The sequence below is a fragment of the Mycolicibacter senuensis genome (assembly GCF_002101885.1).
Taxonomy (GTDB): Bacteria; Actinomycetota; Actinomycetes; order Mycobacteriales; family Mycobacteriaceae; genus Mycobacterium; species Mycobacterium senuense.
The window spans coordinates 1-25,206 of record NZ_LQPS01000026.1; the positions used below are offsets into that span (position 1 = coordinate 1).

Below are 25,206 nucleotides of genomic sequence, written 5' to 3' on the forward strand. Positions count from 1 at the left end.
GACGCCCACATCCGGCGGGCCTCGTCCTCAACGGTCTGCGCGTGGACGTCGAAACGCCCCGCCATCGCCCGCATCGCGTCGGGATCGGTCATAAAACGTGTTGCCACTTGTTTCTCCTTGTCTGAACTTGGTTGTCGTAGCGTGTTTTTGCGTTATCCGGCCACCACTGGCCGGGCCATCACGGTCGGTTTGAAGCCGTAGCGGGGGGTACCGAGACCGAACCCGCCCCGGTCGGCGCCCACCGGTATCCCACCGGGCACGGCCGTCATCGATTCGATCTCCTCGGGGGCGGCCGACCAACTGCTGGCCTGCAACGCGTCGCCGGTGGCCGCGGTGCCCGCCGGGGCGGCCGCAGCCCACGCCGGCGGCGCGGACAACTCGCCGACCAGGGTCGCCTGGCCCATCCCCGCTGATATCGCCGGCGTGGTGGCGCTCGCGGTGAACGCACCGGCTGCCGCTGATGCCGCGCCGCTGGTGCCACCGCCCAGTGCGCCCAGGCTGCTCAGCGGCCCGCCGGGCGCCAGCAGGGCGCCGATGCCGGCGCCCGCCGAACCACCGCCCAGGGCGTTGAAACCGCTGCCGGAGAAGAAGGTGGTCATGGTCGGGATCAAACTCGCCGGGGTGAACGCCGCCGATGTCCCCACGAAGCTCATCCCGCCGTTGAGGGGGTATGTCAGCAGTGAGACGACGCCGTTGATCGACGCGTTCCGGAAGAAGGCCTCGACGAGCCCGGCCAGCGTGGCCGGCGGCAGGTCGGTCGGTGCCGGTGAGGTCAGTGTCTGCAGGGCGTTGGGCAGCGACGAGATCAGTTGCGCGGTCTGGGCGTTCTGCGCGGTCTGCGCGGTACTGCCGGCGGCGGTCGCGTTGGCCTGGCCGACCGCCGCGGCCTGGTTGGCCGTTCCGTCGGGGTTCGTGGACTGATTGGGCTCGGTGAACGGTGTCACCCGGGTCGCCGTCGCCGAGGACGCCGCGTAGCTGTACATCACGTTGGCGGCCTGCGCCCACATCTCGAGATACTGGGTGTCGCTGGCCATGATCGCGGCCGAGTTCTGGCCGACGACGTTGGTGGCCACCAGCTGCTTCTGTTGGGCGCGATTGGCCGCGATCACCGCTGGCGGAGGAGTGGCCGCGTGAGCCGCCTCGAACGCCGCCGCTGCAGCAGTGGCCCGGGAGGCGGTGTCCTCCGCCTTCGCCAAGGTGTCGGTCATCCACGCCAGATAGGGCTTGGTAGCGGCAGTCATCGACACCGATGCCGGGCCCATCCACGCTTCGTCGACGAGTTGAGTCAGCGTCGTCTCGTAGGAGGTCAACGCCGAGGAGATCTCCGCGGCAAGCCCGCGCCAGGCGGAGGCGACGGCCATCATCGGCGTCGAGCCGGGGCCGGCGTACAGCCGCCCGGAGTTGACCTCCGGTGGCAGCGTTGCGTAGTCGATCATGGGTCAGACCACCATCGGCTTCGGCATGAACTTGGGCCGGAATCCGTAACGCGGAGTGCCGTAGTTCATTCCGGGCCGCCCGGCCCCGGTCGGAACCGGTGGGGGCACCGAAGCCATGTTGTTGTGGGTCTCCGAGGGGACCGCCCAGCCGGCGGGCTGTGAGGAAGCGGATGCGGCACCGGCCGGCGTGGCCGCCGACCAGCTCGCCGGCGCCGAGAACGATGTTCCGATCAGGGATGCGTGTCCCATGCTGGCGGTGACGCCGGGGGTCACCGAGCTCACCCCGAAGGCGCTGCCGATCCCGCCGCTGAGGCCGCCGCCGAGCGCACCGAGGGCACCGAGTGCGCCGCCGGGACTCAGCGCCGCCCCCAGGCCGCTCCCGAGCGCACTGCCGCCCGCGGTGCTCAATCCGCCACCGGTCATGTAACCGATGAGGCTGGGCAGCAGGCTGGACGGGATGAAGGCCGCACCTGTCCCCATGGTGTTGAACAAGCTGTAGAGCGGGGTGCCCAGGAAGTATCCGACACCGTTCAACGGATCGTTGTACAGAAACTCGATGGCGGACTCGATCCAATCGGTCGAAGCCGCGGCCCCGGTGGGCGGCGAGGCCATGCTCTGTAGTGCGTTCGGTAACGACGAAATCAGCTGCGACACCTGGGCGTTGTGCCCGGCTGCGGTTCCGGCGGCATGGGCGACCGCGGCGGCCTGGCTGCCGTGGCCGGCCGCGTTGGTGGCCTGGGCGGGTGCGCTGAACGGCGTAACCTGCGACGCGACCGCCGATCCGCCGGCGTAGCCGTACATCGCCGCGGCGTCCTGGGCCCACATCTCCGCGTACAGCGCATCGAGGGCCGCGATCGCCGGGGTGTTGATGCCCAGGATGTTGGTCGCGACCAGCGCGGACTGCTGCACCCGGTTGGTCGTCACCACCGCCGGGGGCACCGTGGCCGCCCGCGCCGTCTCGAACGCCGTCGCCGCGGCGGTGGCCTGGGTGGCGGCCTGCTCGGCCAGTGTGGCGGTGGTGTCCATCCAGGCGATGTAGGGCGTTGCCGCCGCGGACATCGAGGCCGAACCAGGACCGAGCCACTCCTCGCCGGCCAGTTGCGTGATCACCGTGTCGTAGGAGTGAGCGGCGGTGGCCAGCTCGGCGGCCATGGTGCGCCAGGCCGAGGCGGCCGACATCATCGGTGCTGACCCCGGGCCGGTGTACATGCGCCCGGAGTTGACCTCCGGGGGCAGCGCTCCGTAATCGAGCATCGGTGCGGCCTAGCCCGCCGCGATCGCGTTGGCGGCTTCAGTGGCCGCGTACGACTCGGCACTGCCGTTCAACGTGGCCACGAACATCTCGTGGATGGCGGCGGCCTGCGCGGCGACCGACTGGTAAAGGCTGGCGTGCGTGGCGAACTGCGCGGCGGTCAACGCCGACACCTCGTCGGCGGCGGCCGGAACGACACCGGTGGTCGGCGCGGATGCGGCGGCGTTCTGGGCGTTGAGCGCCGAACCGATCGCCTGCAGGTTGCCGGCGGCAGCCGCCAGCGCCTCCGGCTGCGTAGTCACGAACGACATTTGGCCTTCTCCTCACGGAACGGATGCTTGTCGGTTCCAGCGACCACAGTCCCGTATCACCGGCCGATTGTGAAAGCTGGTTAACCGCTTCTTAACCCGTTGCGCGAACTTTTTACGAGGGCGGGTAGCCGGGCCGAGATGGCCCGGGGGCCGGTGGTCGCGCCGGGCGATCGGCGCTGCCGCGGGCGCTGCGGAACCAAAAGCAGTGCAAGAGCGGGTCTTCGGTGACTTCCACCGGGTTTCGGTGCCACTGTGAGATGACCCCGGCCACGGCGAGCCCGCAATGTGTCGGCGACGGCATTTCTGTCGACGGTTCTGGAACTTCAAATCGCCTGATGCACAACGAAATAACCGCGTCAGAACTGACGGCGTCGAAGTGCTCGCCGTGGGCCTCGCCATCGGCGTGAGGCCCCGGTAACGCGGATTTAACATGCCGATCCGGGGGAGTAAACGCTCCGTAACACGCCTTTAACCAACGCTCAGGAGACTACGAGCCATGAAACGGTTTCTGCTGCTCGCAGGGGTGACCGCCATGATCGGCCTTGCGGCGCCCGGCCACGCCGACCCGGTCGGCAGCGACGCGGCCTTCCTGACCGCGCTGTCGGGAGCAGGCCTGAGCCACCGGGGCTCCGACCAGGTGGCGATCTCCGCCGGTCACTCGGTGTGCCAGCTGATGGACGCCGGTCTGAGCCCGATGGACACCGTTGTCGCGGTGCAGACCACCAATCCGGGCTTCACCCTGCAGCGCGCCGCAGAGTTCGCGCGGATCGCCGCGGTGAACTACTGCCCCGAGCACGCCTGATCCCGTTCGCTGTTCGGGGGTGTTCTGCCGGCACTGCAGACGGTGCGACAGCGGCATTGGACCCGTCGACTTTAAAAGTACTTTAGATGTCGTGGACGTGTCGTTCTCGGATCTGCAGTTGCGCGGTAAGGCCACCGTTGAGGCCTGGCTGCACAAGTCGGCGAACCGGTATCTGGTGGTCCGCCGTCGAGACGCCGAAGATCTGGTGCTGACTACCGCCTCGCGGGCGGCACAGGCGCGCGAAACGTCCTCGGTGACCTCGCGGTTGCTGGTCGCGTTGATGCAGCAGGATCCGATTCGGGGTGTTGTGGACGATGTCATTCCCCAGGTGTTTCCCTGGGTTTCGTTCTTGTCGCGCGACGAGGTCCGTGAGTTTGTCACCGAGCTGACATCGACGATGAAGGCTGCTGAATCCATTGACAACCCGGCCCCGGTGGCCCAGCTGATCGATGCCTGGCGGCACACCGCCGAGGTGTTGGCAGACCCGGAGCTCGCTTCGGTCCTGGCGGCGCCCAGCGACGGGGACATCGGCTCCGTCCCGCTGCCGGGCACCAACCGTTAGGTGGCGCCAAAACACGGCGATCGGGTCGCGCCGCCTGCCGGCACAGCGGAGTGGGATTGACCGTTGCCGCCGCCGCCGCGTAGTGTCATCTGTGACATATAGAACGTTTATGACACCTGTGGACGGTTGGCATGGAGACCATCGAAACTTCGAACATTCCGGCTGAGCAGCTCGCCGCTCTGGACGCTTATGCCCAGACCGCCGGCAGTGAGCTGCGCGCCGTCCTGCTCCATGTCACTCGTTGCGTGCGTGAGGGCGCCAAACTCGCTGTCGTCGATCACAACGAGACTGTCACTCCGAACGATGCAGCGAAGCGTCTGGGGATGAGCCGGACTCACTTCTACAAGCTGCTTGATCGCGGTGAGATCCCGTTCGATCGCGTTGGACGTGACCGCCGCATTCGCGTGCACGACCTACTCGACTTCGAGTCCCGTCGCGAAAGTGACCGCCGCGAACTTGCGCAGCGATTTGCCTCCCAGCAGAAGACGAGCGATGGAGCCATCGACGAGGTCGCCGACCTCTTGTGAATCGATGGTCGGTCGGGTGCGTCGGGCATCATGCCCTGCATGCACAGCCGACGTGCCCGACCAACCATCCGCCTACTGGTCGACGACCTTCGCGACGGCTGGTCGTCACCACATCCGCGGCGGATGCTGGACGAAGGTAACTACGACGCCCTTCACCCGCTGAGCGAACTACCGCACCCGATCATCGCCAAGGCAACGGAAACCTTCGGCATGGTTGCTGACGACGACAACCCGGTCGGGCCGATCGCCAGCAGCACTCAACTGCGACTCATGGAGGTCAAAGCTGCGCAGTGGCGAGGTGGCGTATGGGTCGATCCTGAAACGGGTGTCCACCGGCTGCTCGTCGCCGGTATGGCCAAGGGCGGCCACGAGGACCACGATGACTTCTACATGCGCGTCCAGGCCGACAACGCAGGCAACGCACCTCAGCGATGGTTGCCCACCGAACTGGATCGACGACTCCTCAAGCGAGAGACGGCAGCTCGACTCATCACAGAGTGGGAACTGGCGGTGCAAGTCCGGGTACTCGAAGCACTACGCAGGGCCCACACCGGCGGAGCCGAACTCTTCGCCATCGACCACCCACTTCCCTGGAAAGGACTCCTGGCTTCGTTGACATTGACTGTCAACCCGGTCCGCGAACCGGACTATGAGTCCGACGACATCATGGTCGAGATCGATCCCGTCGCCCGGTACACCGGGCAACACCTTTTGTGGCAGCTCACAGTCCGCGTCCTCGCGGCGTTGAATCCGCCGCAGGAAGATTGGGATCGATACGGCAACACCTACTCCAACATCGCTGAACCGGGAAGTTGGACAGTCCGGCTCGCTGAGTTGGAGACCTATGTCGAACGCCATGAACTCGTTGAGCCTGAACCGGGTAGACACTGCCACTACACCCACCGCAAGCACATTGCCGGCAGCACCATCGAGGGATCGGCCGTACGTGCCCTCTGCGTGGCCTACTTCGTGCCATGCCGCGACCACACCGATATGCCTGTGTGCCCGAATTGCCAACAGTGCTACGACACTTTGCCCCGGTGAACGCCGCGGACTGCGGAATGTTTGGTGCGATGTGACAGCGGCCGTGACTCTCGGCCGATACGGGCACTTGCTCAACGACGATTTGAGCGGTGTGGCCGATGTGCTGCGCAACGCTATCGAAAGAACTGCGGTATTCGGGAAGTCAGGCTGAGGCTGGGGCCGGCCCTGAAGTATGTTCTGACCTGCAATGCCCCCATAGCCCAATTGGCAGAGGCAGCGGACTTAAAATCCGCCCAGTCTGGGTTCGAGTCCCAGTGGGGGCACAAGTCGATCAGGCCGGCTTGTCCGCCCGGATGATCGCGGCGTGCATCCCGTCGGCCACTGCGTGAGTGAAGCTCACCGAGGCGCCGGTGAATCCCGCGGCGGCCAAACCGTCCAGGTACTCCTGCTGCGACAGCGCCCCGGCGATGCAGCCGACATGGGAACCCCGTTCCGCCCGTTCGGCCGGGCTGAGGTGGTTCTCGGCCACCACGTCGGAGATGCCGATGCGCCCGCCCGGCACCAGGACCCGGAACATCTCGGCGAGTACGCCGGGTTTGTCGACGGACAGGTTGATCACGCAGTTGGAGATCACCACGTCGACGGCGCCGTCGGACAGCGGAATGTTCTCGATGGTGCCCTTGCGGAACTCGACGTTGTCCAGGCCGGCCTTGGTCTTGTTCTCCTCGGCCAAAGCGAGCATCTCGTCGGTCATGTCGACGCCGTAGGCGTAGCCCTCCGAGCCCACCCGGCGAGCCGAGAGCAGGACGTCGATGCCGCCGCCCGAACCCAGATCCAGCACGCGTTCGCCCGCCCGGAGATCGGCGATCGCGGTCGGGTCGCCGCAACCCAGGCTTGCCGTAACGGCCTCGATGGGCAGTTGGGAATGTGCCCCGGCGTCGTAGAGGCCGGCCCCGAAGATGGTGCCGACGTCGACGGAGTCGCTGGAGCCGCAACAACTCGCGGCGGTGAGCACATCACTGTTGGTGGCCCCGCTACCGATCGCGGTAGCGGCCTCGCCGTAGCGGGCTCGAACCTGCTCCCGCAACTCCGGGCCGGCATCCTCGGGCATCTCGACTCCTTTCATCGACGATTGTCTATGCGAAACCATCCTCGTCCAATGAATAGATGATTGTCAATGTGTTCGTGGCATACTGCTGTCATGGCAGGCGCAACCGTCTCGGCGCCACCCGCCGACTCGCCGCTGGCCGACGACTTCGCGCTGTGCTGTGCGCCGATCACCGGCGCTGTGCTGGATGCGGTGGCGGCCGAGCGGCTGGCCGCTGTGCTCAAAGCGCTCGCGGAGCCCACCCGGTTGCGGCTGATGTCGTTGATCGCCGGCCACGACGGCGCCGAGGCGTGCGTCTGCGAGCTGACCGCGCCGGTGGGGCTGACCCAGCCGACGGTCTCGCACCACCTGAAGACGCTGGTGGACGCCGGACTGCTGGAACGCTCGCAGCGGGGCAAGTGGGCCTACTACCGGATCGTGCCCGCCGCGCTGACGGCGTTGGCCGGCGTCTTCGCCCCGGGCGCGTCGGCCTAGCCCGGTCCCCTGGGCGCCGCTGCGCATACCCCGCCGCCCGACGTTTTGCAAGGCCCAGTGGTCAAATCGGGCGAATTCATTCGTCGAGATTTCTTAATTTCTTAACCAATACTAATTGGGATGCAGATCACAAGTTAGCCCGGATGGTCAACGGCACTGCTCAAAGGGCATAGAAAAGCTTGCTAACGACGCTCGTGTCGAGCCGTCTCAGCCGCCGCGAACTGGGCTCTTTAGGGTTAACCTGCGACCTCGATCACAATAACTACGACATTTTCCTTTTACCTGGAATTCACCGCTAGGGTGGACCGAACGCCCCGTCCTGGCACCCCGGTCGTACTGACCGCGCCACTGCGGCAGCTACGCGGGGAGTGTGCAATGACGATACGAAGTGGGATCGATGGGAGCGATGTGGACGACGTGGTGGCTTACGGATTGACCGGCCCTGGAGCTCGCATCGTCGACCGCGTGATGGTCGGTCGCGGCCCGATCGGCGGCGTCGCCGTCACCGCCGACGGCACCCGGCTGTTGGCCACCAACTACGGCGATGACACCGTCTCGGTCATCGACACCGCCAGCGGGACCGTGGTGGCCACCGTGTTCCAGGCCGACGAGCCGTACTCGATCGCCGTCGGCCCCGCCGGCACCGCGCGGGCCTATGTCACCGCCGGATCGATGGCGCTCGACGCCGTGCTGGCGATCGATGTCGACGCCGCCGAGGTCACCGGGTGCTACCCGGTCGCCATGGGTATCGGAGACCTGGTCGCCGACCCGATCGGAAGCCGGGTCTATTCCACCCGCACCGGTTCGGCCGGCGTCGAGGTGCTGGCGCTCGATGCGACCATGCGTCCCGCCGGGGCCGTCCGGGTCGCCGGCGATCCGGCGGCGGCCGCCGCCTGCCTGCGGATCAGCCCCGACGGCCGGCGGCTCTACGTGGCGGTCCGGCAGCCCGCCGGCGACACCGTCACGGTCCTGGACCGGCAACTCAACGTCGTCGACGTCATCAAGGTCGCCTCGACCGTCGTCGATGTCGCCGTCAGCGCCGACGGCGCCCGGCTGTTCGTCGCGACCAGCGGTCCCGACGGCCGCGGGGCCGTTCAGGTTGTCGACACCCGCACCCACGCCGTCGGCGCCGGGTTCGTCGTCGACACCCAGCTCATCCAGCTGATCGTGAGCCGCGACGGCGACCGCGTCTACCTCGTCACCGCGGCCGGCATCCTGGCGATGTGCGCCCGGACCAACGAAGCCCTCGGTGCGCTGACCCTGACCACGGCGCCGTCCTGCGTGGCGGAGAGCCCGGACGGCAGCCGCCTCTACATCGCCGGCTTCGACGGCGCGGTGGCCGTCGCCTCGCTGGCCGGCCTGCCGGCGCCGTCGGCGGCGCTGCACGAGCAACTTGCGCTCGACGAGGCCGTCAGCCGGATGCTGCAACTCGAACCCGCGCTCTAGCCCCGGCCCCGCGACCGGTGCCGCGCATGGTCGAATAGGTCGATGCGCAGCACCATGCAGGACTGGCCGTTGACCATCGGCGCCATCCTGCGGCACGCCATCGGCATCCACGGCGACCGGACCGTGACGACCATGACCGGCGACGGGTTCCACACCACCAGCTACCGCGAGTTGGGCGGACAGGCCGCCCGCCTGGCGAATGCCCTGCGGCGACTCGGCGTCAACGGCGACGAGCGGGTCGCCACGTTCATGTGGAACAACACCGAACACCTGGTCGCCTACCTGGCGGTGCCGGCCATGGGCGCGGTGCTGCACACCCTCAACATCCGATTGTTCGCCGAGCAGATCGTGTTCGTCGCCAACGAGGCCGAGGACCGGGTGATCCTGGTCGACATCTCCCTGGCGCCGCAGTTGGCCCCGGTGCTGGCACAGCTCGACACCGTGCACACCGTGATCGTGGTCGGCGATGGCGACATGAGCGCTTTGAAGGCACTGGGATCCGCCGGCAAGACCGTGCTGCGCTACGCCGAGGTGCTGGCCGCCGAAACCGAACAGTTCGACTGGCCGGTCATCGACGAGAACTCGGCGGCCGCCATGTGCTACACCAGCGGCACCACCGGCAACCCCAAGGGCGTGGTGTACAGCCACCGGTCCAGCTACCTGCACACCATGGCGGCCTGCACCGCCAACGGCGTCGGGGTCGGAACCGATGACTCGGTGTTACCGATCGTGCCGATGTTTCACGCCAACGCCTGGGGCCTGCCGTATGCGGCGCTGATGGCCGGTGCGGATCTGGCGCTGCCGGACCGGCATCTGGACGCCCCGTCGCTGGTAGCCCTCATCGAGAAGCTGCGGCCCACCGTGGCCGGTGCGGTACCGACCATCTGGAACGACGTCCTGCACTACCTGGATCGTGAACCGGGCCACGACATTTCGTCACTGCGCCAAGTGGTCTGCGGTGGTTCCGCGGTGCCGGTCTCGCTGATGCGCGCCTTCGAGGACAAGCACGGGGTGCAGGTCCGCCAGCTGTGGGGGATGACCGAGACATCACCGCTGGCCACCTTGGCGTGGCCGCCGCCGGGCACCGGCGAAGACCGGCACTGGGCGCTGCGTGGCACCCAGGGCCGGCCGATCTGCGGGGTCGAGACGCGGACTGTCGACGATGAGGGACGACCGCTGCCCAACGACGGCGTTGCGGTCGGCGAACTGGAGGTCCGCGGCCCGTGGATCACCGGCTCCTACTACCGCGGCCAGGACGAATCAAAATTCGCATCCGGCTGGCTGCGCACCGGCGACGTCGGCCGCATCGACGCGCAGGGTTTCATCACCTTGACCGACCGCGCCAAGGACGTGATCAAGTCCGGCGGAGAGTGGATCTCCTCGGTCGAGCTGGAGAACGAGCTGATCGCCCACCCCGACGTGATCGAGGCTGCCGTGGTCGGGGTCCCCGACGAACGCTGGCAGGAGCGGCCGCTCGCCGTGGTGGTGGCCCGGGCGGGTGCTGCCCCCAGCCCCGCCGAACTGCGAAACTTCCTGTCCGACAAAGTTGCCCGGTGGTGGTTGCCGGAGCGCTGGACATTCACTGACACCATCCCGCGCACCAGCGTCGGCAAATACGACAAGAAGACCATCCGAGCCCGCTACTCCGACAATGAATACCAAGTAAGTGAGGTGCGTGACTGATGAGTCTGCGCGTGATCCAGTGGGCAACCGGTGGGGTCGGCGTCGCCGCGATCAAAGGTGTGCTCGAACACCCCGACCTCGAACTGGTCGGCTGTTGGGTGCACTCGAAAACCAAGAGCGGCAAGGACGTCGGAGAGATCATCGGCACCGCGCCGCTGGGCGTGACCACGACCAGCGACATCGACGAGGTGCTGGCCCTGGACGCCGACGCCGTCATCTACGCGCCGCTGGTGGCCAATGCCGACGAGGTCGCCGCCCTGCTGCGCTCCGGCAAGAACGTCATCACCCCGGTGGGTTGGGTCTATCCCACCGCGCGGTCGGCTGCGCCGCTGGAAGCGGCTGCGCAGGCCGGCAATACTTCGCTGCACGGTGTCGGTATCGCTCCCGGCGCGGCCAGCGAACTGTTCCCGCTGCTGCTGTCGGTGATGTCCACCGGGGTGACTTTTGTTCGGTGCGAAGAGTTTTCCGATCTGCGGACCTACGGTGCCCCGGATGTGCTGCGCCACGTGATGGGATTCGGCGGCACGCCCGACAGTGCGTTGACGGGTCCGATGCAGAAAATACTCGACAGTGGCTTCGTCCAGTCGGTGCGACTCTGCGTGGACCGGCTGGGTTTCGCCGCCGACGACCGGATCCGCTCATCGCAGGAGGTGGCGGTGGCCACCGCGCCGATCGACTCGCCGATCGGTGTCATCGAACCCGGTCAGGTCGCCGCCCGCCGGTTCCACTGGGAGGCGACGGTCGGTGACGAGGTGGTGGTACGGGTGACGGTCAACTGGCTGATGGGCGAGGAGAACCTTGATCCGCCCTGGACTTTCGGCCCGGCGAAGGAGCGCTACGAGATGGAGGTGCAGGGCAACCCGAACACGTTCGTCACCGTCAAAGGCTGGCAGCCCGAGACCGTCGAGGAGGGACTGAAGAGCAACCCCGGCGTCGTGGCGACCGCCGCGCACTGCGTCAACGCCGTCCCGGCGACCTGCGCGGCCCCGGCCGGCGTCATCGGGTTCTTCGACCTGCCGCCGATCACCGGCCGGGCCGCCCCGCGACTGGCGCGTTGACCGTTAGCCTTGTCCAGTGGCCTTTGTAGTCGAGCAATCCCGGGTGGTCGCGGTGGCCGTCGAGGACGCATTCGACGGCACCCTGCCGCTGCCGCTGCCCCAGCTGTTCCGGCATTGGTACGGGCCGATTCCGCCGATCAAAGAAGTGCTGGACCAGAGCGGACCGTGGCAGGTCGCCGGTCAGACCCGCACCGTGCGGCTGACCGGCGGCGGCAGTATGGCCGAGGAGTTGACCGGCGTCGACCGGCCGCGAGCATTCGATTATCGGCTCACCGGGATCAGCGGCCCGTTGTCGCCGTTGGTGCGGCTGGTGGAGGGCCGGTGGGAATTCGCCCCCGCCGGGGCGGGTGCCACGGTCACCTGGCGTTGGGTGATCCATCCGCGATCCGCGCTGGCGGCCCCGGTGATGCCGGTGTTCGGCTGGCTGTGGAAGGGCTACGCCCGGCGGGCATTGGCGCAGCTGGCCCTGTTGCTGGAGCGCTGACCCTGCAGTGATGACAGGTAAACGGGCCGTGGTGCTGGCCGGCGGGGGAGTGGCGGGCATCGCCTGGGAGACCGGCGTGCTGTGCGGCATCGCTGATGAGTCGCCGGCCACCGCGGCGATCCTGCTGGAATCCGATGTGCTGGTGGGAACCTCGGCCGGTTCGGCGGTGAGCGCCCAGATCGGCAGCGGAACCGGTCTCGACGAGCTGTTCGCCCGTCAGGTGGCCGCCTCCTCGCCCGAACTCGACCCCGGGGTGGGCGTCGAGGGGATCGCGGAGTTGTTCCTGGCGGCCATGACTGAGCCGAATACGACGGCCGCCCAGAAGATGCGGCGTATCGGCGCGGTGGCGCTGGCCACCGAGACGGTCCCGGCCCCGGTGCGCCGGCAGGTGATCGCGCACCGGCTTCCGTCGCATCGGTGGCCGCCGCGCTGCCTGCGGATCACCGCGATCGACATCGACACCGGCGAGCTGAAGGTGTTCGACCGGGACTCGGGCGTCGACCTCGTCGACGCGGTGGCGGCCAGCTGTGCCGTGCCGGGGGTCTGGCCGCCGGTGGTGATCGGCGGGCGGCGCTACATGGACGGCGGGATACGCAGTTCGGTCAACATCGACGTCGCCGACGACTGCGACGTGGCCGTCGTGCTGGTGCCGGCCGGGGAATCGGCGCCGGCGCCGTTCAGTGCCGGTGCGGCAGCCGAGATCGCGGCGTTCCGCGGGCGGACGTATGCGGTGTTCGCTGACGGCGTTGCGCTGCGAGCCTTCGGCAGCAACCCGCTGGCCCCGGCGTGCCGGGTGCCCTCGGCGCGGGCCGGACGCGAGCAAGGCCGCCGGCACGCCGCTGCCATCGCCGAATTCCTCGCCGTGGACTAACCGGATGTGGTGGTGTCGAGGGCGCGGCCGGTGAGTTCGCGGCCCACGTCGATCAATTCCGCGGCGCGATGGAAGTCCAGGCTGCGGCAGGCGATACGCGGCACTTCGATGAGCAGATCCGGGGGATGCGACGCCAGCTGATGGCGGGTCAGCGCCGACTGCGCGATGTCGATGGTGCGGTTCATCACCTCGAAGCTGCCGAGTTTGGGCACCCCGGCCGCACCGGATGCGGCCTCCGCGGTGTCATCGTCGTCGCCATCATGGTCGGTGTCGCCGCTGCTGAACCGGTCCAGGATCGCCCGTGCCGTCGGCCGATCCAGCAGCGACCGCGCCCCGCTGGTGTCCAGCAGCGCTGATGTGCTGCGCATCATCCGGTTCAGCCGCCCGGGCGCGCTCCGCTCGGCATCATCCGCGGCGGGTCCGACGGTCGTCGGGTCGCCGCCGTTGAGGCTCACCGCCAGCGTCAGGTCGGCGTTGACCGCGCACAGCGGCGCCATCGGCAGTGGATCGAGGATGCCGCCGTCGGCGAGCAGACGCCCGTCCACCACATGCGGGGCGATCACCCCGGGAATGGCGATCGAGGCACGGATCGCGGTGTCGACCGGACCGCGCTGCAGCCACACCGACTTACCGGCGATCAGATCGGTCGCCACCGCGGTGTAGGGAACCGGCAGCCGCTCGATGTCGATGTCGCCGAGGATGTCCCGCACGACATCGAGGATCTTCCCGGCCCGCAGCACCCCGGCGGCGGTGAACGAGGGGTCCAGCAGCCGCAGCACCGCCCCCTGGGTCAGCGACTCGGCCCACTCGGCGAAGTCGTCGAGTCGCCCGGCCGCCTGCAGACCGCCGACCAGGGCACCCATCGATGACCCGGCGATTCCGACGATGTCGTAACCGCGATCGATCAGCTCGGCGATCACCCCGATATGGGCGTAGCCGCGCGCACCGCCACTGCCCAGCACCAGCGACACCCTCGGCGCAGTTGTAGAGGCCATGCCTCCCATTTTGCGGGCAACGCCCGGCCGGTTTTTCGGTCACCGTGATTGCAAACCCGGATCCGGGGCAAACACGCAGGTCACAGGTGGTGAGCCGACCGCGGCGCCGGGGGTCGCGCCGGACAGCGGGATGCCACGCGGCGCGCCGCAGCCACCTAACATGGCCGCTGTGATGGAGCACGTCGGATTCTCGGGTTGTTGTCGCCGCAGCTGAGCGCTGCCGTCGACCCCCCCAATCCACCCCATCCGTTCTGGAGTTTTTCACCATGGTTCTCGCTGATCCTCTCGCGTTGCGGCGTCCGGCCTCCGGCCCCCGCCCGCTGCGCCTGCCCGACCTGCTGCAGACCACCGACCTGGCCGCCGACGCGGTGCTGGACGGCCGCTACGAGCACCTGCTGCCCGCATCGGGGCTGCCCACCGACAGCCGCTGGTTCACCCGGATCCACGGCGACGAGCGACTCGACATCTGGCTGATCAGCTGGGTGCCCGGGCATGCCACCGAATTGCACGACCACGGTGACTCGCTGGGCGCGTTGACCGTGCTATCCGGCTCACTGGATGAGTTCCATTGGGATGGTACGCAGTTGGCGCAGCGGCGGCTCGGCGCCGGCGACCAGGCCTCGTTCTCGCGAGGCTGGGTGCACGATGTCGTCTGGGCGCCGTCACGCTCGACCGCGACGCTGAGCGTGCACGCCTATTCACCGCCCCTGGTCGAGATGTCCTACTACGACGTGGCACCCGACAACACGCTGCGCCGGCAGCGCACCGAACTCACCGAATACCCGGAGGCATCGTGACCGCGACGCAGCTGACCAGTCGGATCGACGCGATGCTTGCCGCGGCGCGGGCCCGGTTGCGCCGGCTGACCGCCGAGGAGGTGCCCGCGGCGCTGCGCGACGGTGCGATCCTGGTCGACATCCGGCCGGCGGCCCAGCGCGCGCGGGAGGGGCAGGTGCTCGCCGCGCTGGTCATCGAACGCAATGTGCTGGAGTGGCGCTGCGACCCGACCAGCGACGCCCGGCTGCCGCAGGCGGTCGGCGACGACGTGCAGTGGGTGATCCTGTGCTCGGAGGGCTACACCTCGAGCCTGGCCGCCGCCGCGCTGGTGGACCTGGGCCTGCATCGCGCCACCGATGTCATCGGCGGCTACCACGCCCTAGCGGCCGCCGGGGTACTCGTTGAGTCGCCCGCCTGATGTAGCTCGCCTCAGTGTTTGTGCGGGTGGTGATGCCCCGAAGTGTGCGGAACGTGCGGTCCCTTCGGCACGTGCGGAGCTGACGGGAGGTCCGGCACCGACCGATCTTGCGGCGCTTGCGGTCCCGGGCCGGCCGGTGCCGCAGGCTCCGCCGCCGCGCCCGCGTCGGCGGGAAGATCGCCGGCGTCTGGGTCGTCGACCGGGTCGGGTGCGGAAGCGACCGCGGGGGGCGCCGGGACCATCACAGCGGCCGCGGGCATGACGATCAGTGCGGCCAGCGCCAGCCGGAGCGCTGTTGCGGCGATCACGGTGCCCCCTAACTACTCTCGTCGGAATGCAGACGCTGCCGCAGTCGGTCGGTCTTCTCCGGTGTCCAGCCCGGTGGCTGCAGCACGGCCGCCCAGCCGTTGGCGACATCCTGAGTGTAGTGGTGGCCGTGCCCGGACGGCACGTTGATCGCGACCGCCAAGTCGGCGGAGACCTGCAGGAAGGTGACCACCGGCAGCCAACGCACTTCCGGCAGTACGTCGTAGCCGCGAGGTTCGCTGAGCCAGGCCGGCTTCTTGAACAGCAGGCGGGGATTCCACCACGCGATCGGATCGGAGGCGTGCTGCAGATAGATCACCCGCGGCTTCTCCCAGGGGGCGTCCGGGCGTTGCAGATCGTCGGGACGCGCCACGAACCGCACGTGGCGGCCGTCCCGGTAGATCGGCAGCCATTCCGGCGAACCCGGATCGCGACCGGCGGTCAGATCGGTCCAGATGGTGTTCTGGAACGTCGGCCCGGAGAACAGTGCTCCGTCGGTGCGGGCCAGCACATTGTTGAGGTTCATGAACGGCGCCTCGCCGCCGAATGACCCCAGACTTTCGCCGAACACCACCAGCTTGGGGCGCCGCGCCTCCGGCAACTCCCGCACCAGCCTGTCGACGGCTTCGAAGAGCAGGGTGCCCGCCTGGCGAGCGTTCTCCTTGTCCACCAGGAAGGACAGCCAGCTCGGCAGAAATGAGTACTGCATGCTCACGACCGCGGTGTTGCCGTTGTACATGTACTCCAGCGACGAGGGATCCGGCGAGGTGACCCAGCCGGTGCCGGTGCTGGTCCCCACGGCGACGACTGCGCGGTCCAGCCCGCCGGCCCGCTGCAGTTCCCGCGCGGCGAGGTCCGCGGTCGCGGCGATCCCGTCCGCGGAATTCAGTCCCGCGTAGACGCGGATCGGCTCCTTCGCGGGCTTCCCGTTGAACGCGGTGAGCTCGGCGACGGTGGGGCCACCCCCGGTGAAGACTCGGCCCTCCCGGCCCAGCGACTCCCACGACGCCAGCGATCCCGGACCGCCTGAGCGGTACGGGCTCTCCGGTGCTGCGGTGTCCGGGCCCATCTCGTCGTTGACCGCGGCGAAGGTGTGGTTCAGCGTGCGCATCGCGACCTTCACCACCACCCCGTTGAGCAGCGCGACGACCAGCACCATCAGCAGCGTCACCGCGGTGACCGCGGAAATCCGCGGCGGTGCCACTCGATTGAGTTGCCGCACCAGGAACCGGATCAGCCGCCGGGTCAGCTGGCCGAGCTCGACCAATGCGAACAACACGATCACCGACAGCAGTGCGGCCCACGGATAGGCCAACCAGCCCAGATGCGGGACACCCATCAGATCCCGCACCCGGTCCTGCCAGACGTGGAACCAGAAGTTCATGCCGACGATGCCGGCGAAGGCCACCGGCACCAGCACCGCCCAGGCCCAACCCGGGGCCGACGGGCTGGAGTCCCTGGAGCGCATGAAGCGCACCAGCCACACCGCGAACACACCCAGGCCGTAACCGACGGCGCCCGAGGCGCCGCTGACCAGGCCCTGGAACAGCGGGCCGCGGGGCAGCAGCGACGGCGTCAGGGAGAGCCAGACGAACACCACGCCGAACGCCGTGCCGGTGAAGGTATAGCGCCGGACCCACCAGGGCTTGGTAGGCGGTTCCGGCGACACGGGCTCGGCGACGATGACGGCCGTGTCGGACATGCGGGTCCCCTAGCGGTGGGTGAAGTTCGGCGGGCGCTTCTCGGTGAACGCCGCCATGCCCTCGGTCTGGTCCTCGGTGGCGAACGCCGAGTGGAACAGCCGGCGCTCGTAGAGCAGGCCTTCGGCCAGGGTGGATTCGAACGCGCGGTTGACCGCTTCCTTGGCCATCCGCGCCGCCGACAGTGACATTCCGGCGATGGTGGCCGCGACCTTCCCGGCTTCGGCCAACAGGTCGTCGGCCGGCACCACGCGGGAGACCAGGCCGCTGCGTTCGGCCTCGGCGGCATCGATGGTGCGGCCCGTCAGGATCAGATCCATCGCCTTGGCCTTGCCGATGGCGCGGGTCAGTCGCTGGGACCCGCCCATGCCCGGCAGCACACCGAGCTTGATCTCCGGCTGCCCGAACTTGGCGGTGTCGGCGGCGATCAGCAGGTCACACATCATCGCCAGTTCGCAGCCGCCGCCCAGGGCGTGGCCGGCAACCGCCGCGATCGTCGGGGTGCGCACCGCCGCCAGCTTCGACCAGGCGGCGAAGAAGTCCGCCGCGAACACGTCGGCGAAGCTCAGGTCTGCCATCTCCTTGATGTCGGCGCCGGCGGCGAACGCCTTGGCGCTCCCGGTGATGATGATCGCACCGATGCCCGGGTCGGCGTCGAATTCGGCCGCGGCGGTGGTGACTTCGTTCATCACCTGGCTGTTGAGGGCGTTCAGCGCCTGCGGCCGGTTCAGGGTGATGGTGCCGACGCGTCCGTCGCGGTCGACGAGGATCGTCTCGAATTCGTTCTGGGTCATGGGAAGGACTCCTTAAAACACTAGGTCGGGTTCGGCGGGGGCGAAATACGATTCGACGTCTGCGGAGCTCACCTCGGCCAGTGTCGCAGGTGACCACTGCGGGTTGCGGTCTTTGTCGACCAACTGGGCACGGATGCCCTCAACCAGGTCATGGGAGCGCAGCGATGCGCTCGACACCCGGAACTCCTGGACCAGAACGTCTTCCAGCGTGGTCAGCTCACCGGCCCGGCGCACCGATTCCAGTGTCACCGAGCAGGCGATCGGCGAGCGGGTGCCGATGAGTTCGGCGGCGGCCTTGGCGTCCGGGTCGGCATGTCCGGCCAGCGCGGCCACGATCTCGGCGACCGTGTCGTGGGCGTAGCACTCGTCGATCCAGTCACGGTGTGCGGCAAGCGCACTCGCCGGTGCTTCGATCGCATGGCGCTGGAGTGCCGCGGTGACGCCGTCGGCGAGGATCATCGCGGTGAAGACGCCCAATGCGGCGTGCGGCACGTAGTGGTCGGCGAAACCCAGCGCGATGGCGTCCGCGCCGGAGAACGGGGCACCGGTCAGTGCGGCGTGCAGGCCGAGGTGGCCCGGCGCGCGTGACAGCAGATAGGTGCCGCCGACATCCGGGATGAAACCGATGCCCACCTCCGGCATCGCCATCTTCGTGGTGTCGGTGACCACGCGGGTGTTGGCGTGCGCGCCGACCCCGACGCCGCCGCCCATCACGATGCCGTCCATCAACGACACGTACGGCTTGGGAAATCCGCCGATCTGAGCGTTGAGGAGGTACTCGTCGTGCCAGAAGCGCCGCGCGTCGGCGCCGTCGCCCTTGGCGCTGTGATAGATCGCCACCACGTCGCCGCCGGCGCACAGACCGCGCTCGCCGGCACCGGACAGCACCACCGCGGCAACCGCCGGGTCCTCAGCCCAGGTGGAAAGCGCCGCGGTCATCGCGGTCACCATCGGCAGGTTGAGGGAGTTGATCGCCTGGGGGCGGTTCAGCGTCAGCAGGCCGACGCCGCCCTCGACGCGGGCCAGTACCTCGTCAGATTCACTCATCACGCCTTCGCAATGTAGATCCCTTCCCGCGGTCGCCGGTCCGCGGGTAAGGTTTGGCGGAGGAACGGCCCGCAGTCTGTTGGGAACCCCGGCGGGTCGTGGATCGTTGATCAAGTTGTTCGCACATTTCGTGTCGGAGCACAAGACAGCATTAAGAGAGGATCGGGAAGGTGCGGGAGACCAGCAACCCGGTATTTCGTTCGTTGCCCAAACAGGGCGGTTACGCGCAGTTCGGCACCGGTTTCGGGCAAGCCACCGCCGGTGCAACCCAGCAGATGAGCCAGGGTCACCCCGGTCTGCAGAGCCCACAAACCGAGTACCAGCGGGAGGTCAGCCGCCCGCTCACCATCGACGATGTCGTCACCAAGACCGGCATGACGCTGGGGGTGCTCAGCATCGCCGCTGTCGTGTCGTTCTTCTTGGTGTCGGCCAATCAGGCGCTGGCCGCCCCGCTGACCTTCATCGGCGCGTTCGGCGGCCTGGCGCTGGTCATGGTGGCCATGTTCACCCGCCGCCAGGACAGCAAGGCCCTAGTGCTCAGCTACGCGGTGCTGGAGGGGCTGTTCCTCGGCGCCATCTCGTTCGTGCTGACAGCGGTCACGGTCGGAACCAGTAACGCCGGTTCGATGATCGGCCAGGCCGTGATGGGCACCTTCGGGGTGTTCGGCGGCATGCTGGTGGTCTACAAGACCGGCGCCATCCGCGTCACCCCGAAGTTCACCCGGATGATCGTCGGCGCCTTGTTCGGTGTGCTGGCCCTGATGATCGGCAACCTGGTGCTGTCGCTGTTCGGTGTCGGCGGTGGTGATGGCCTGGGTCTGCGTAGCGGCGGGACCCTGTCGATCATCTTCTCGCTGGTCTGCATCGGGATTGCCGCGTTCAGCTTCCTGATCGACTTCGACGCCGCGGACCAGCTGATCCGGGCCGGGGCGCCGGAGAAGGCCGCCTGGGGTATCGCTCTCGGCCTGACCGTGACCTTGGTCTGGCTGTACCTGGAGATCCTGCGTCTGCTCAGCTACTTCCAGAGCGATTAGCGACCCGCAAGCAAAAAGGCGACCCCGTGCCCAGTCGGCACGGGGTCGCTTTTTGTCTCTGACGGGCAATCGAGGGAGCGGTTTGGGACGCTATAACGCGATTTTGCGACCCAAAACGCACACTCGACGCAGCAGGCTAACGGTCAGGACAGCCGCTCGACGACCATCGCCATACCCTGGCCGCCGCCCACACACATCGTCTCCACGCCGAAGGTCTTGTCGTGGGTGGCCAGGTTGTTCAGCAGGGTGGCGGTGATGCGGGCGCCGGTCATGCCGAACGGGTGGCCCAGGGCGATCGCCCCGCCGGACACGTTCAGCTTGTCCTCGTCGATCCCCAGCTCACGGGCCGAGCCGAGCACCTGCACCGCGAAGGCCTCGTTGATCTCGAACAGGTCGATGTCCGAGACCGACATCTTCGCGTTCGTCAGCGCCTTCTTGACCGCCTCGATCGGACCCAGGCCCATGATCTCCGGCGACAGGCCGGACACCCCGGTGGCCACGATCCGGGCCAGCGGCTTGAGGCCGAGCTGCTTGGCCTTGGTGTCGCTGGTGATGACCACGGCGGCCGCGCCGTCATTCAGGGGGCAGGCGTTGCCGGCGGTGATCGTGCCGTTTTCCCGGAACACCGGCTTGAGCTGGCTGATCTTCTCGTAGGTGGTGCCGGCGCGGGGCCCGTCGTCGGTGCTGACCACGGTGCCGTCCGGCAGCGTCACCGGGGAGATCTCGCGTGCGAAGAAGCCGCTCTTGATGGCTTCCTCGGCACGGTTCTGGCTGCGCACGCCCCAGTGGTCCTGGTCCTCGCGGCTGATCCCGGTGTGCAGCACCACGTTCTCGGCGGTCTGCCCCATCGCGATGTAGATGTCGGGCAGGTTGCCGTCGGCGCGCGGGTCGTGCCACTCCTCGGCGCCGGCGGCGGCCGCCTCGGTGCGGGCCATGGCGTCGTTGAACAGCGGGTTCTTGCTGTTCGGGGCGCCGTCAGCGGCACCGATGCCGAACTGCGAGACGGTCTCGACCCCGGCGGAGATGAACGCGTCGCCCTCGCCGGCCTTGATGGCGTGGAACGCCATCCGGGTGGTCTGCAGCGACGACGAGCAGTAGCGGTTGACCGTGGTGCCCGGCAGGAAGTCGTAGCCGAGCAACACCGACACCACACGGCCGATGTTGTAGCCGGCGGCGCCGCCGGGCTGGCCGCAGCCCATCATCAGGTCGTCGATCTGGTGCGGGTTGAGCTCGGGCACCTTGTCCAGGGCGGCGCGCACCATCTGCGCGGCCAGGTCGTCGGGCCGCATGGTGACCAGCGAGCCCTTACCGGCCCGGCCGATCGGGGAACGAGCAGTTGAGACGATGACGGCTTCGGGCACTTCTGACTCCTTGCGATCGGGTATTCCAGCCGAATCTAGTCCGACCGGACTGCCCCAGCTAAATCGGCCTTGCCCATCGCGGCGCACAGCGGCGGGATCAATTGGCTCGCCGCCAGCGCATAGCCTGCGGCCGAGGGGTGGTACTGGTCCCGGGCGAACAGCAGACCCGGTGTGTCGCGGAACGCCGGCGCGCTGAAGTCGGCGAACGGCACGGGGATACCGCCGGCGGCGTTGACCGCCCGGGTCTGGGCCCGCGCCAGCTGCCGGGCACGGACCTGCGCGACCAAGCGCAGCGGCTGGGGGATCGCACTGACCGCCCCGAAATCCGGGCAGGTCCCGACGACCACCACCGCCCCGCTGCCGTGCAGTCGTTTCACCGCCGCATGCAGTCGCTGTGCGGAGCCGGCGATGCCGTTGAGCGCGGTGACGTCGTTCGCCCCGATCATGATCACCGCCGCGTCGGGGGGCGACCCCGCGACGAACATCGCGTCGACCTGACCGGCGAGTCCCTTGGAGGTGGCGCCCACAATCGCCTTGGTGCTCAACCGAACCCGTTTGCCGGTCTGCTCGGCCAGCGCCCTGGCGATCAGCGCGCCGGGAACCTCCTCGGGTGCGCAGCAACCGTAGCCGGTCCCGGTCGAGTCGCCGAAGATCATCAGGTGCAGATCGACGCTCATGCCACGCTGAAAACGCTGCACTGCGATGTCGCCGGGAACCTCGCCGGCAACGTAGACGCCATCGGCGCGCGGCGGGACGTCGCAGGCTCTGGGGATGGTCTGGCGCGCGACATCGGCCTGGCCGGCCAACAGATTGCGCAAGCCCACGTAGAGAGTGCCGCTGGAGGCGAGCGCTCCGGCGGTGGCCAGCGTGACCGCCGACCGCCGCGCCACCCGGATCCCCATGTGCCGAGTCTAAGGAGCGAAACCGCAGGGCGCCCGCACTCAGCAAACAAAATAGATCACGATGCGGACCCGATGCCGTATCGGAACGAATCCTAAGATTTCTTCACATACTTCTTCGTGTGACGATACGTGGAACCGCGTTGGCTGTGCCGGCCGGGGGCCGGCTGGAGGGAGTGTCCACCATGACCGCACCCAGCAGAATTCCCAGCTCGTCGCCGACTGCCGCCCGCCCGTATCCCCTCTCGCGGCCCCGCCGACACGGCCGCCATGACGGGCTGCCGGTCGAGGTCGTCGAGGACTCGGCCAGCGTCGAGGGCAGGCTGGCGTGGCTGGCCGCCAGGGCCACCATCAGGCCGGTCCTCTCGGTCGGCAGCTACTTCCCGCGGATGCCGTGGCCGTTCGGTCTGGTCGACTTCGCGGCCAAGGCGATGCTGCCGCCGCCGGGCACCATCCGCGCCACCATCCGGCTGCCGCGCTGCCAGGCGCAGCTGGTTCGGGCCGCCGGTGTGCTACCGGCCGACGGCAGCCGCCGGGTGGTGTTGTACATGCACGGCGGCGCCTTTGTGACCTGCGGAGCCAATACCCACGGCCGGCTCGTCACCAAGCTGTCCAAGTACGCCGACAGCCCGATTCTGGTGGTGGAGTACCGGATGGTCCCGAAGAACTCCATCGACGACGCCATCGACGACTGTTACGACGGTTACCGGTGGCTGCGCCGCCAGGGCTACCAACCCGAGCAGATCGTGCTCGCCGGCGACTCCGCCGGCGGCTACCTGTCGTTGGCGTTGGCCCAACGTCTCCTGGAGGAAGGTGAGGACCCCGCGGCGATCGTCGCGATGTCGCCGCTGCTGGAGATCGCCAAGGAGGCCAAGAAGGCGCACCCGAACATCCACACCGGGGCGATGTTCCCGCCCAAGGCATTCGATGCGTTCGTCGAACTGGTCGAGGCGGCCGCCCGCAAAGACCGCGTCCATCCCGGGAAAGTGCTCGAACCGTTGCGCCACGTCAAACCGGGCCTGCCGCGCACCCTGATCCATGTGTCGGGTTCCGAGGTGCTGCTGCACGACGCGCGACTGGGCGCCGAGGTGCTGGCCGCCGCCGGGGTGCCGGTGGAGCTACGGGTGTGGCCGGGCCAGATCCATGTCTTCCAGATCGCCGCGCCGTTCGTGCCGGAGGCCACCCGCTCGCTGCGCCAGATCGGCGAGTACATCCGTGAGGCCACCGGTTAGCCGGGCCGTGGCCCACTGAGCCGGTCCGCCTGAGACGATGGCAGGTATGCGGATAGCGCCCCACATCAGCGACCTCATCGGCAACACCCCACTGGTCGAGCTGAGTTCGATCGTTCCCGACGGGGCGGGCCGGGTGGTGGCCAAGATCGAGTACCTCAACCCGGGCGCGAGTTCCAAGGACCGCATCGCGGTGAAGATGATCGACGCCGCCGAAGCCAGCGGCGCACTCAAGCCCGGTGGCACCATCGTCGAGCCCACCTCCGGCAACACCGGTGTCGGGCTGGCGCTGGTCGCCCAGCGTCGCGGTTACAAGTGCGTGTTCGTCTGCCCGGACAAGGTGAGCGAGGACAAGCAGAACGTGATGCGGGCCTACGGCGCCGAGGTGGTGGTCTGCCCGACGGCGGTGCCGCCCGACGACCCGGCCAGCTACTACAGCGTGTCCAACCGGCTGGTCACCGAGATCGACGGCGCCTGGAAACCCGACCAGTACTCCAACCCGGCCGGCCCGGCGAGCCACTACGAGACCACCGGCCCGGAGATCTGGGCCGACACCGACGGTCAGGTCACCCACTTCGTCGCCGGGATCGGCACCGGCGGCACCATCACCGGCACCGGCCGCTACCTCAAGGAGGTGTCGCAGGGCCGGGTGCGGGTCATCGGCGCCGACCCCGAGGGCTCGGTGTACTCCGGTGGCACCGGCCGGCCCTATCTGGTGGAAGGGGTCGGGGAGGACTTCTGGCCGGCCGCCTACGACCCCAAGGTCCCCGACGAGATCATCGCGGTCTCCGACGCGGACTCCTTCGACATGACCCGCCGGCTGGCCCGCGAGGAAGCGCTGCTGGTCGGTGGATCCTGCGGAATGGCTGTGGTGGCGGCGGTCGAGGCGGCCGTCAAGGCCGGGCCCGACGCGCTCGTCGTCGTCCTGTTGCCCGACGGCGGCCGGGGTTACATGTCGAAGATCTTCAACGACTCCTGGATGTCGTCCTACGGATTCCTGCGCTCGCGCCTGGACGGCTCCACCGTGGAGCCCACCGTGGCCGACGTATTGCGGGTCAAGTCCGGGGTGCTGCCGGACCTGGTGCACACCCACCCGGCGGAGACGCTGCGCGACGCCATCGGCATCCTGCGGGAGTACGGGGTCTCGCAGATGCCCGTCGTCGGCGCCGAGCCACCGGTGATGGCCGGTGAGGTCGCCGGCAGCGTGTCCGAACGCGACCTGCTCTCCGCGGTGTTCGAGGGCCGGGCCAAGCTCGCGGACGCGGTGAGCCAGCACATGGGCCCGCCGTTGCCGCTGATCGGCTCCGGCGAGGTGGTCGGCGTCGCCGCGACCACCCTGGCCGAGGTTGACGCGGTGATGGTGGTCGAAGACGGCAAGCCGGTCGGAGTCATCACCCGCCACGATCTGTTGGGATTCCTCTCCGACGGACCGCGCCGCAGGTAGCGATCGCGCCGGCGCATTGCGGTAGCGTGAAAATCCGCATCGAATTACTCGGAGAAGGGTTCCCATGACCGACTTCCCGCCGCCGCCGGGCAACTACCCTCCTCCGCCGGGCGATTACCCGCCCCCGGGCAACTACCCGCCGCCGCGGCCGGGCGATTATCCGGCGGCCGGCAACTACCCGCCCCCGCCGCCCGGCAGTTACCC

General features: G+C 68.4%; 26 protein-coding genes, 1 tRNA gene and 1 pseudogene. 16 read left to right on the plus strand and 12 right to left on the minus strand.

The window, feature by feature from the left end:
* The 4 genes and pseudogenes from AWC24_RS05630 to AWC24_RS05645 form a co-directional block, all read right to left on the minus strand.
* Positions 1–107, minus strand: a pseudogene (locus tag AWC24_RS05630) (WXG100 family type VII secretion target); the annotation flags it as partial.
* Between the two features lie 45 nt (positions 108–152).
* The gene (locus AWC24_RS05635; protein ID WP_165757710.1) at positions 153–1,433 is read right to left on the minus strand and encodes a PPE family protein; all 1,281 of its coding nucleotides are present in this window, start codon (positions 1,431–1,433) and stop codon (positions 153–155) included.
* A 6-nt stretch (positions 1,434–1,439) separates the two neighbouring features.
* On the minus strand, positions 1,440–2,690 hold the full coding sequence (locus tag AWC24_RS05640) for a PPE family protein (RefSeq protein ID WP_085082889.1): 1,251 nt from the start codon (positions 2,688–2,690) through the stop codon (positions 1,440–1,442).
* A gap of 9 nt (positions 2,691–2,699) precedes the next feature.
* Positions 2,700–2,999: a PE family protein gene (locus AWC24_RS05645; RefSeq protein ID WP_085082891.1), complete on the minus strand. Its 300-nt coding sequence runs from the start codon at positions 2,997–2,999 to the stop codon at positions 2,700–2,702.
* Between the two features lie 496 nt (positions 3,000–3,495).
* Between AWC24_RS05645 and AWC24_RS05650 the strand changes: the two genes are divergently transcribed.
* The 5 genes from AWC24_RS05650 to AWC24_RS05670 all read left to right on the plus strand — a co-directional run bounded on the left by AWC24_RS05650 (position 3,496) and on the right by AWC24_RS05670 (position 6,197).
* Entirely contained in the window at positions 3,496–3,801 is a 306-nt protein-coding gene (locus AWC24_RS05650) for a DUF732 domain-containing protein (RefSeq protein WP_085082893.1), read from the plus strand.
* A 91-nt stretch (positions 3,802–3,892) separates the two neighbouring features.
* A complete protein-coding gene (locus AWC24_RS05655) occupies positions 3,893–4,363 on the plus strand; it encodes a hypothetical protein (RefSeq protein WP_308494591.1) in 471 nt (156 codons plus the stop codon).
* A 131-nt stretch (positions 4,364–4,494) separates the two neighbouring features.
* The gene (locus AWC24_RS05660; protein ID WP_085082895.1) at positions 4,495–4,890 is read left to right on the plus strand and encodes a helix-turn-helix domain-containing protein; all 396 of its coding nucleotides are present in this window, start codon (positions 4,495–4,497) and stop codon (positions 4,888–4,890) included.
* Positions 4,891–4,929: 39 nt separating this feature from the next.
* The gene (locus AWC24_RS05665) at positions 4,930–5,934 is read left to right on the plus strand and encodes a DUF3039 domain-containing protein (RefSeq protein ID WP_163705388.1); all 1,005 of its coding nucleotides are present in this window, start codon (positions 4,930–4,932) and stop codon (positions 5,932–5,934) included.
* Positions 5,935–6,123: 189 nt separating this feature from the next.
* Positions 6,124–6,197, plus strand: a tRNA-Leu gene (locus AWC24_RS05670).
* Between the two features lie 8 nt (positions 6,198–6,205).
* On the opposite strand, the gene AWC24_RS05675 is transcribed toward AWC24_RS05670, so the two are convergent.
* Positions 6,206–6,985: an arsenite methyltransferase gene (locus AWC24_RS05675; RefSeq protein WP_085082933.1), complete on the minus strand. Its 780-nt coding sequence runs from the start codon at positions 6,983–6,985 to the stop codon at positions 6,206–6,208.
* A gap of 90 nt (positions 6,986–7,075) precedes the next feature.
* Here AWC24_RS05675 and AWC24_RS05680 point away from each other — a divergent pair, with 90 nt between their 5' ends.
* The 6 genes from AWC24_RS05680 to AWC24_RS05705 all read left to right on the plus strand — a co-directional run bounded on the left by AWC24_RS05680 (position 7,076) and on the right by AWC24_RS05705 (position 12,998).
* Positions 7,076–7,456, plus strand: a complete 381-nt coding sequence (locus tag AWC24_RS05680) for an ArsR/SmtB family transcription factor (RefSeq protein ID WP_085082899.1) — start codon at positions 7,076–7,078, stop codon at positions 7,454–7,456.
* Positions 7,457–7,831: 375 nt separating this feature from the next.
* Positions 7,832–8,902 carry a YncE family protein gene (locus AWC24_RS05685; protein ID WP_234807270.1) on the plus strand — a complete coding sequence of 357 codons (1,071 nt, stop codon included), beginning with the start codon at positions 7,832–7,834 and terminating at the stop codon, positions 8,900–8,902.
* 42 nt (positions 8,903–8,944) lie between these two features.
* Entirely contained in the window at positions 8,945–10,585 is a 1,641-nt protein-coding gene (locus AWC24_RS05690) for a long-chain fatty acid--CoA ligase (protein ID WP_085082903.1), read from the plus strand.
* Positions 10,585–11,643, plus strand: coding sequence for an NAD(P)H-dependent amine dehydrogenase family protein (locus AWC24_RS05695; protein ID WP_085082905.1), 1,059 nt, complete (start codon positions 10,585–10,587; stop codon positions 11,641–11,643). Before AWC24_RS05690 ends, AWC24_RS05695 begins: the two co-directional genes overlap by 1 nt.
* 16 nt (positions 11,644–11,659) lie before the next feature.
* A complete protein-coding gene (locus AWC24_RS05700) occupies positions 11,660–12,127 on the plus strand; it encodes an SRPBCC family protein (protein ID WP_085082907.1) in 468 nt (155 codons plus the stop codon).
* A 10-nt stretch (positions 12,128–12,137) separates the two neighbouring features.
* Positions 12,138–12,998, plus strand: a complete 861-nt coding sequence (locus tag AWC24_RS05705; protein WP_085082909.1) for a patatin-like phospholipase family protein — start codon at positions 12,138–12,140, stop codon at positions 12,996–12,998.
* On the opposite strand, the gene AWC24_RS05710 is transcribed toward AWC24_RS05705, so the two are convergent.
* Complete coding sequence (locus AWC24_RS05710) at positions 12,995–13,993, minus strand: patatin-like phospholipase family protein (RefSeq protein ID WP_085082911.1); 999 nt, start codon at positions 13,991–13,993, stop codon at positions 12,995–12,997. The two genes, AWC24_RS05705 and AWC24_RS05710, sit on opposite strands and share 4 nt — an antisense overlap.
* Before the next feature lie 266 nt (positions 13,994–14,259).
* Between AWC24_RS05710 and AWC24_RS05715 the strand changes: the two genes are divergently transcribed.
* Both AWC24_RS05715 and AWC24_RS05720 read left to right on the plus strand, forming a co-directional pair.
* Complete coding sequence (locus tag AWC24_RS05715; protein WP_085082913.1) at positions 14,260–14,790, plus strand: cysteine dioxygenase; 531 nt, start codon at positions 14,260–14,262, stop codon at positions 14,788–14,790.
* 32 nt (positions 14,791–14,822) lie between these two features.
* The gene (locus tag AWC24_RS05720; RefSeq protein WP_085082935.1) at positions 14,823–15,188 is read left to right on the plus strand and encodes a rhodanese-like domain-containing protein; all 366 of its coding nucleotides are present in this window, start codon (positions 14,823–14,825) and stop codon (positions 15,186–15,188) included.
* Positions 15,189–15,199: 11 nt separating this feature from the next.
* On the opposite strand, the gene AWC24_RS22390 is transcribed toward AWC24_RS05720, so the two are convergent.
* Genes AWC24_RS22390 through AWC24_RS05740 form a run of 4 tightly spaced genes read right to left on the minus strand, consistent with a single transcriptional unit; the run spans position 15,200 to position 19,038 of the window.
* A complete protein-coding gene (locus tag AWC24_RS22390; protein ID WP_085082915.1) occupies positions 15,200–15,496 on the minus strand; it encodes a hypothetical protein in 297 nt (98 codons plus the stop codon).
* An 8-nt stretch (positions 15,497–15,504) separates the two neighbouring features.
* Positions 15,505–17,196 carry an alpha/beta hydrolase gene (locus AWC24_RS05730; protein WP_085082917.1) on the minus strand — a complete coding sequence of 564 codons (1,692 nt, stop codon included), beginning with the start codon at positions 17,194–17,196 and terminating at the stop codon, positions 15,505–15,507.
* Between the two features lie 9 nt (positions 17,197–17,205).
* Complete coding sequence (locus AWC24_RS05735) at positions 17,206–17,988, minus strand: enoyl-CoA hydratase (protein WP_085082919.1); 783 nt, start codon at positions 17,986–17,988, stop codon at positions 17,206–17,208.
* Positions 17,989–18,000: 12 nt separating this feature from the next.
* Positions 18,001–19,038 (minus strand): enoyl-CoA hydratase/isomerase family protein, encoded by a 1,038-nt coding sequence (locus tag AWC24_RS05740; RefSeq protein ID WP_109560339.1) that lies wholly within the window; start codon positions 19,036–19,038, stop codon positions 18,001–18,003.
* A 167-nt stretch (positions 19,039–19,205) separates the two neighbouring features.
* Here AWC24_RS05740 and AWC24_RS05745 point away from each other — a divergent pair, with 167 nt between their 5' ends.
* Positions 19,206–20,069 carry a Bax inhibitor-1/YccA family protein gene (locus AWC24_RS05745; RefSeq protein ID WP_085082923.1) on the plus strand — a complete coding sequence of 288 codons (864 nt, stop codon included), beginning with the start codon at positions 19,206–19,208 and terminating at the stop codon, positions 20,067–20,069.
* Between the two features lie 143 nt (positions 20,070–20,212).
* Here the strand turns inward: AWC24_RS05745 and AWC24_RS05750 are convergent, their stop codons facing one another.
* Positions 20,213–21,430, minus strand: coding sequence for an acetyl-CoA C-acetyltransferase (locus AWC24_RS05750; RefSeq protein WP_085082925.1), 1,218 nt, complete (start codon positions 21,428–21,430; stop codon positions 20,213–20,215).
* A 35-nt stretch (positions 21,431–21,465) separates the two neighbouring features.
* On the minus strand, positions 21,466–22,332 hold the full coding sequence (locus tag AWC24_RS05755) for an SGNH/GDSL hydrolase family protein (protein ID WP_085082927.1): 867 nt from the start codon (positions 22,330–22,332) through the stop codon (positions 21,466–21,468).
* A 182-nt stretch (positions 22,333–22,514) separates the two neighbouring features.
* Between AWC24_RS05755 and AWC24_RS05760 the strand changes: the two genes are divergently transcribed.
* Both AWC24_RS05760 and AWC24_RS05765 read left to right on the plus strand, forming a co-directional pair.
* Positions 22,515–23,561 (plus strand): alpha/beta hydrolase, encoded by a 1,047-nt coding sequence (locus AWC24_RS05760; protein WP_085082937.1) that lies wholly within the window; start codon positions 22,515–22,517, stop codon positions 23,559–23,561.
* 46 nt (positions 23,562–23,607) lie between these two features.
* Complete coding sequence (locus AWC24_RS05765) at positions 23,608–25,002, plus strand: cystathionine beta-synthase (RefSeq protein ID WP_085082929.1); 1,395 nt, start codon at positions 23,608–23,610, stop codon at positions 25,000–25,002.
* The last annotated feature ends 204 nt before the right edge of the window (positions 25,003–25,206 follow it).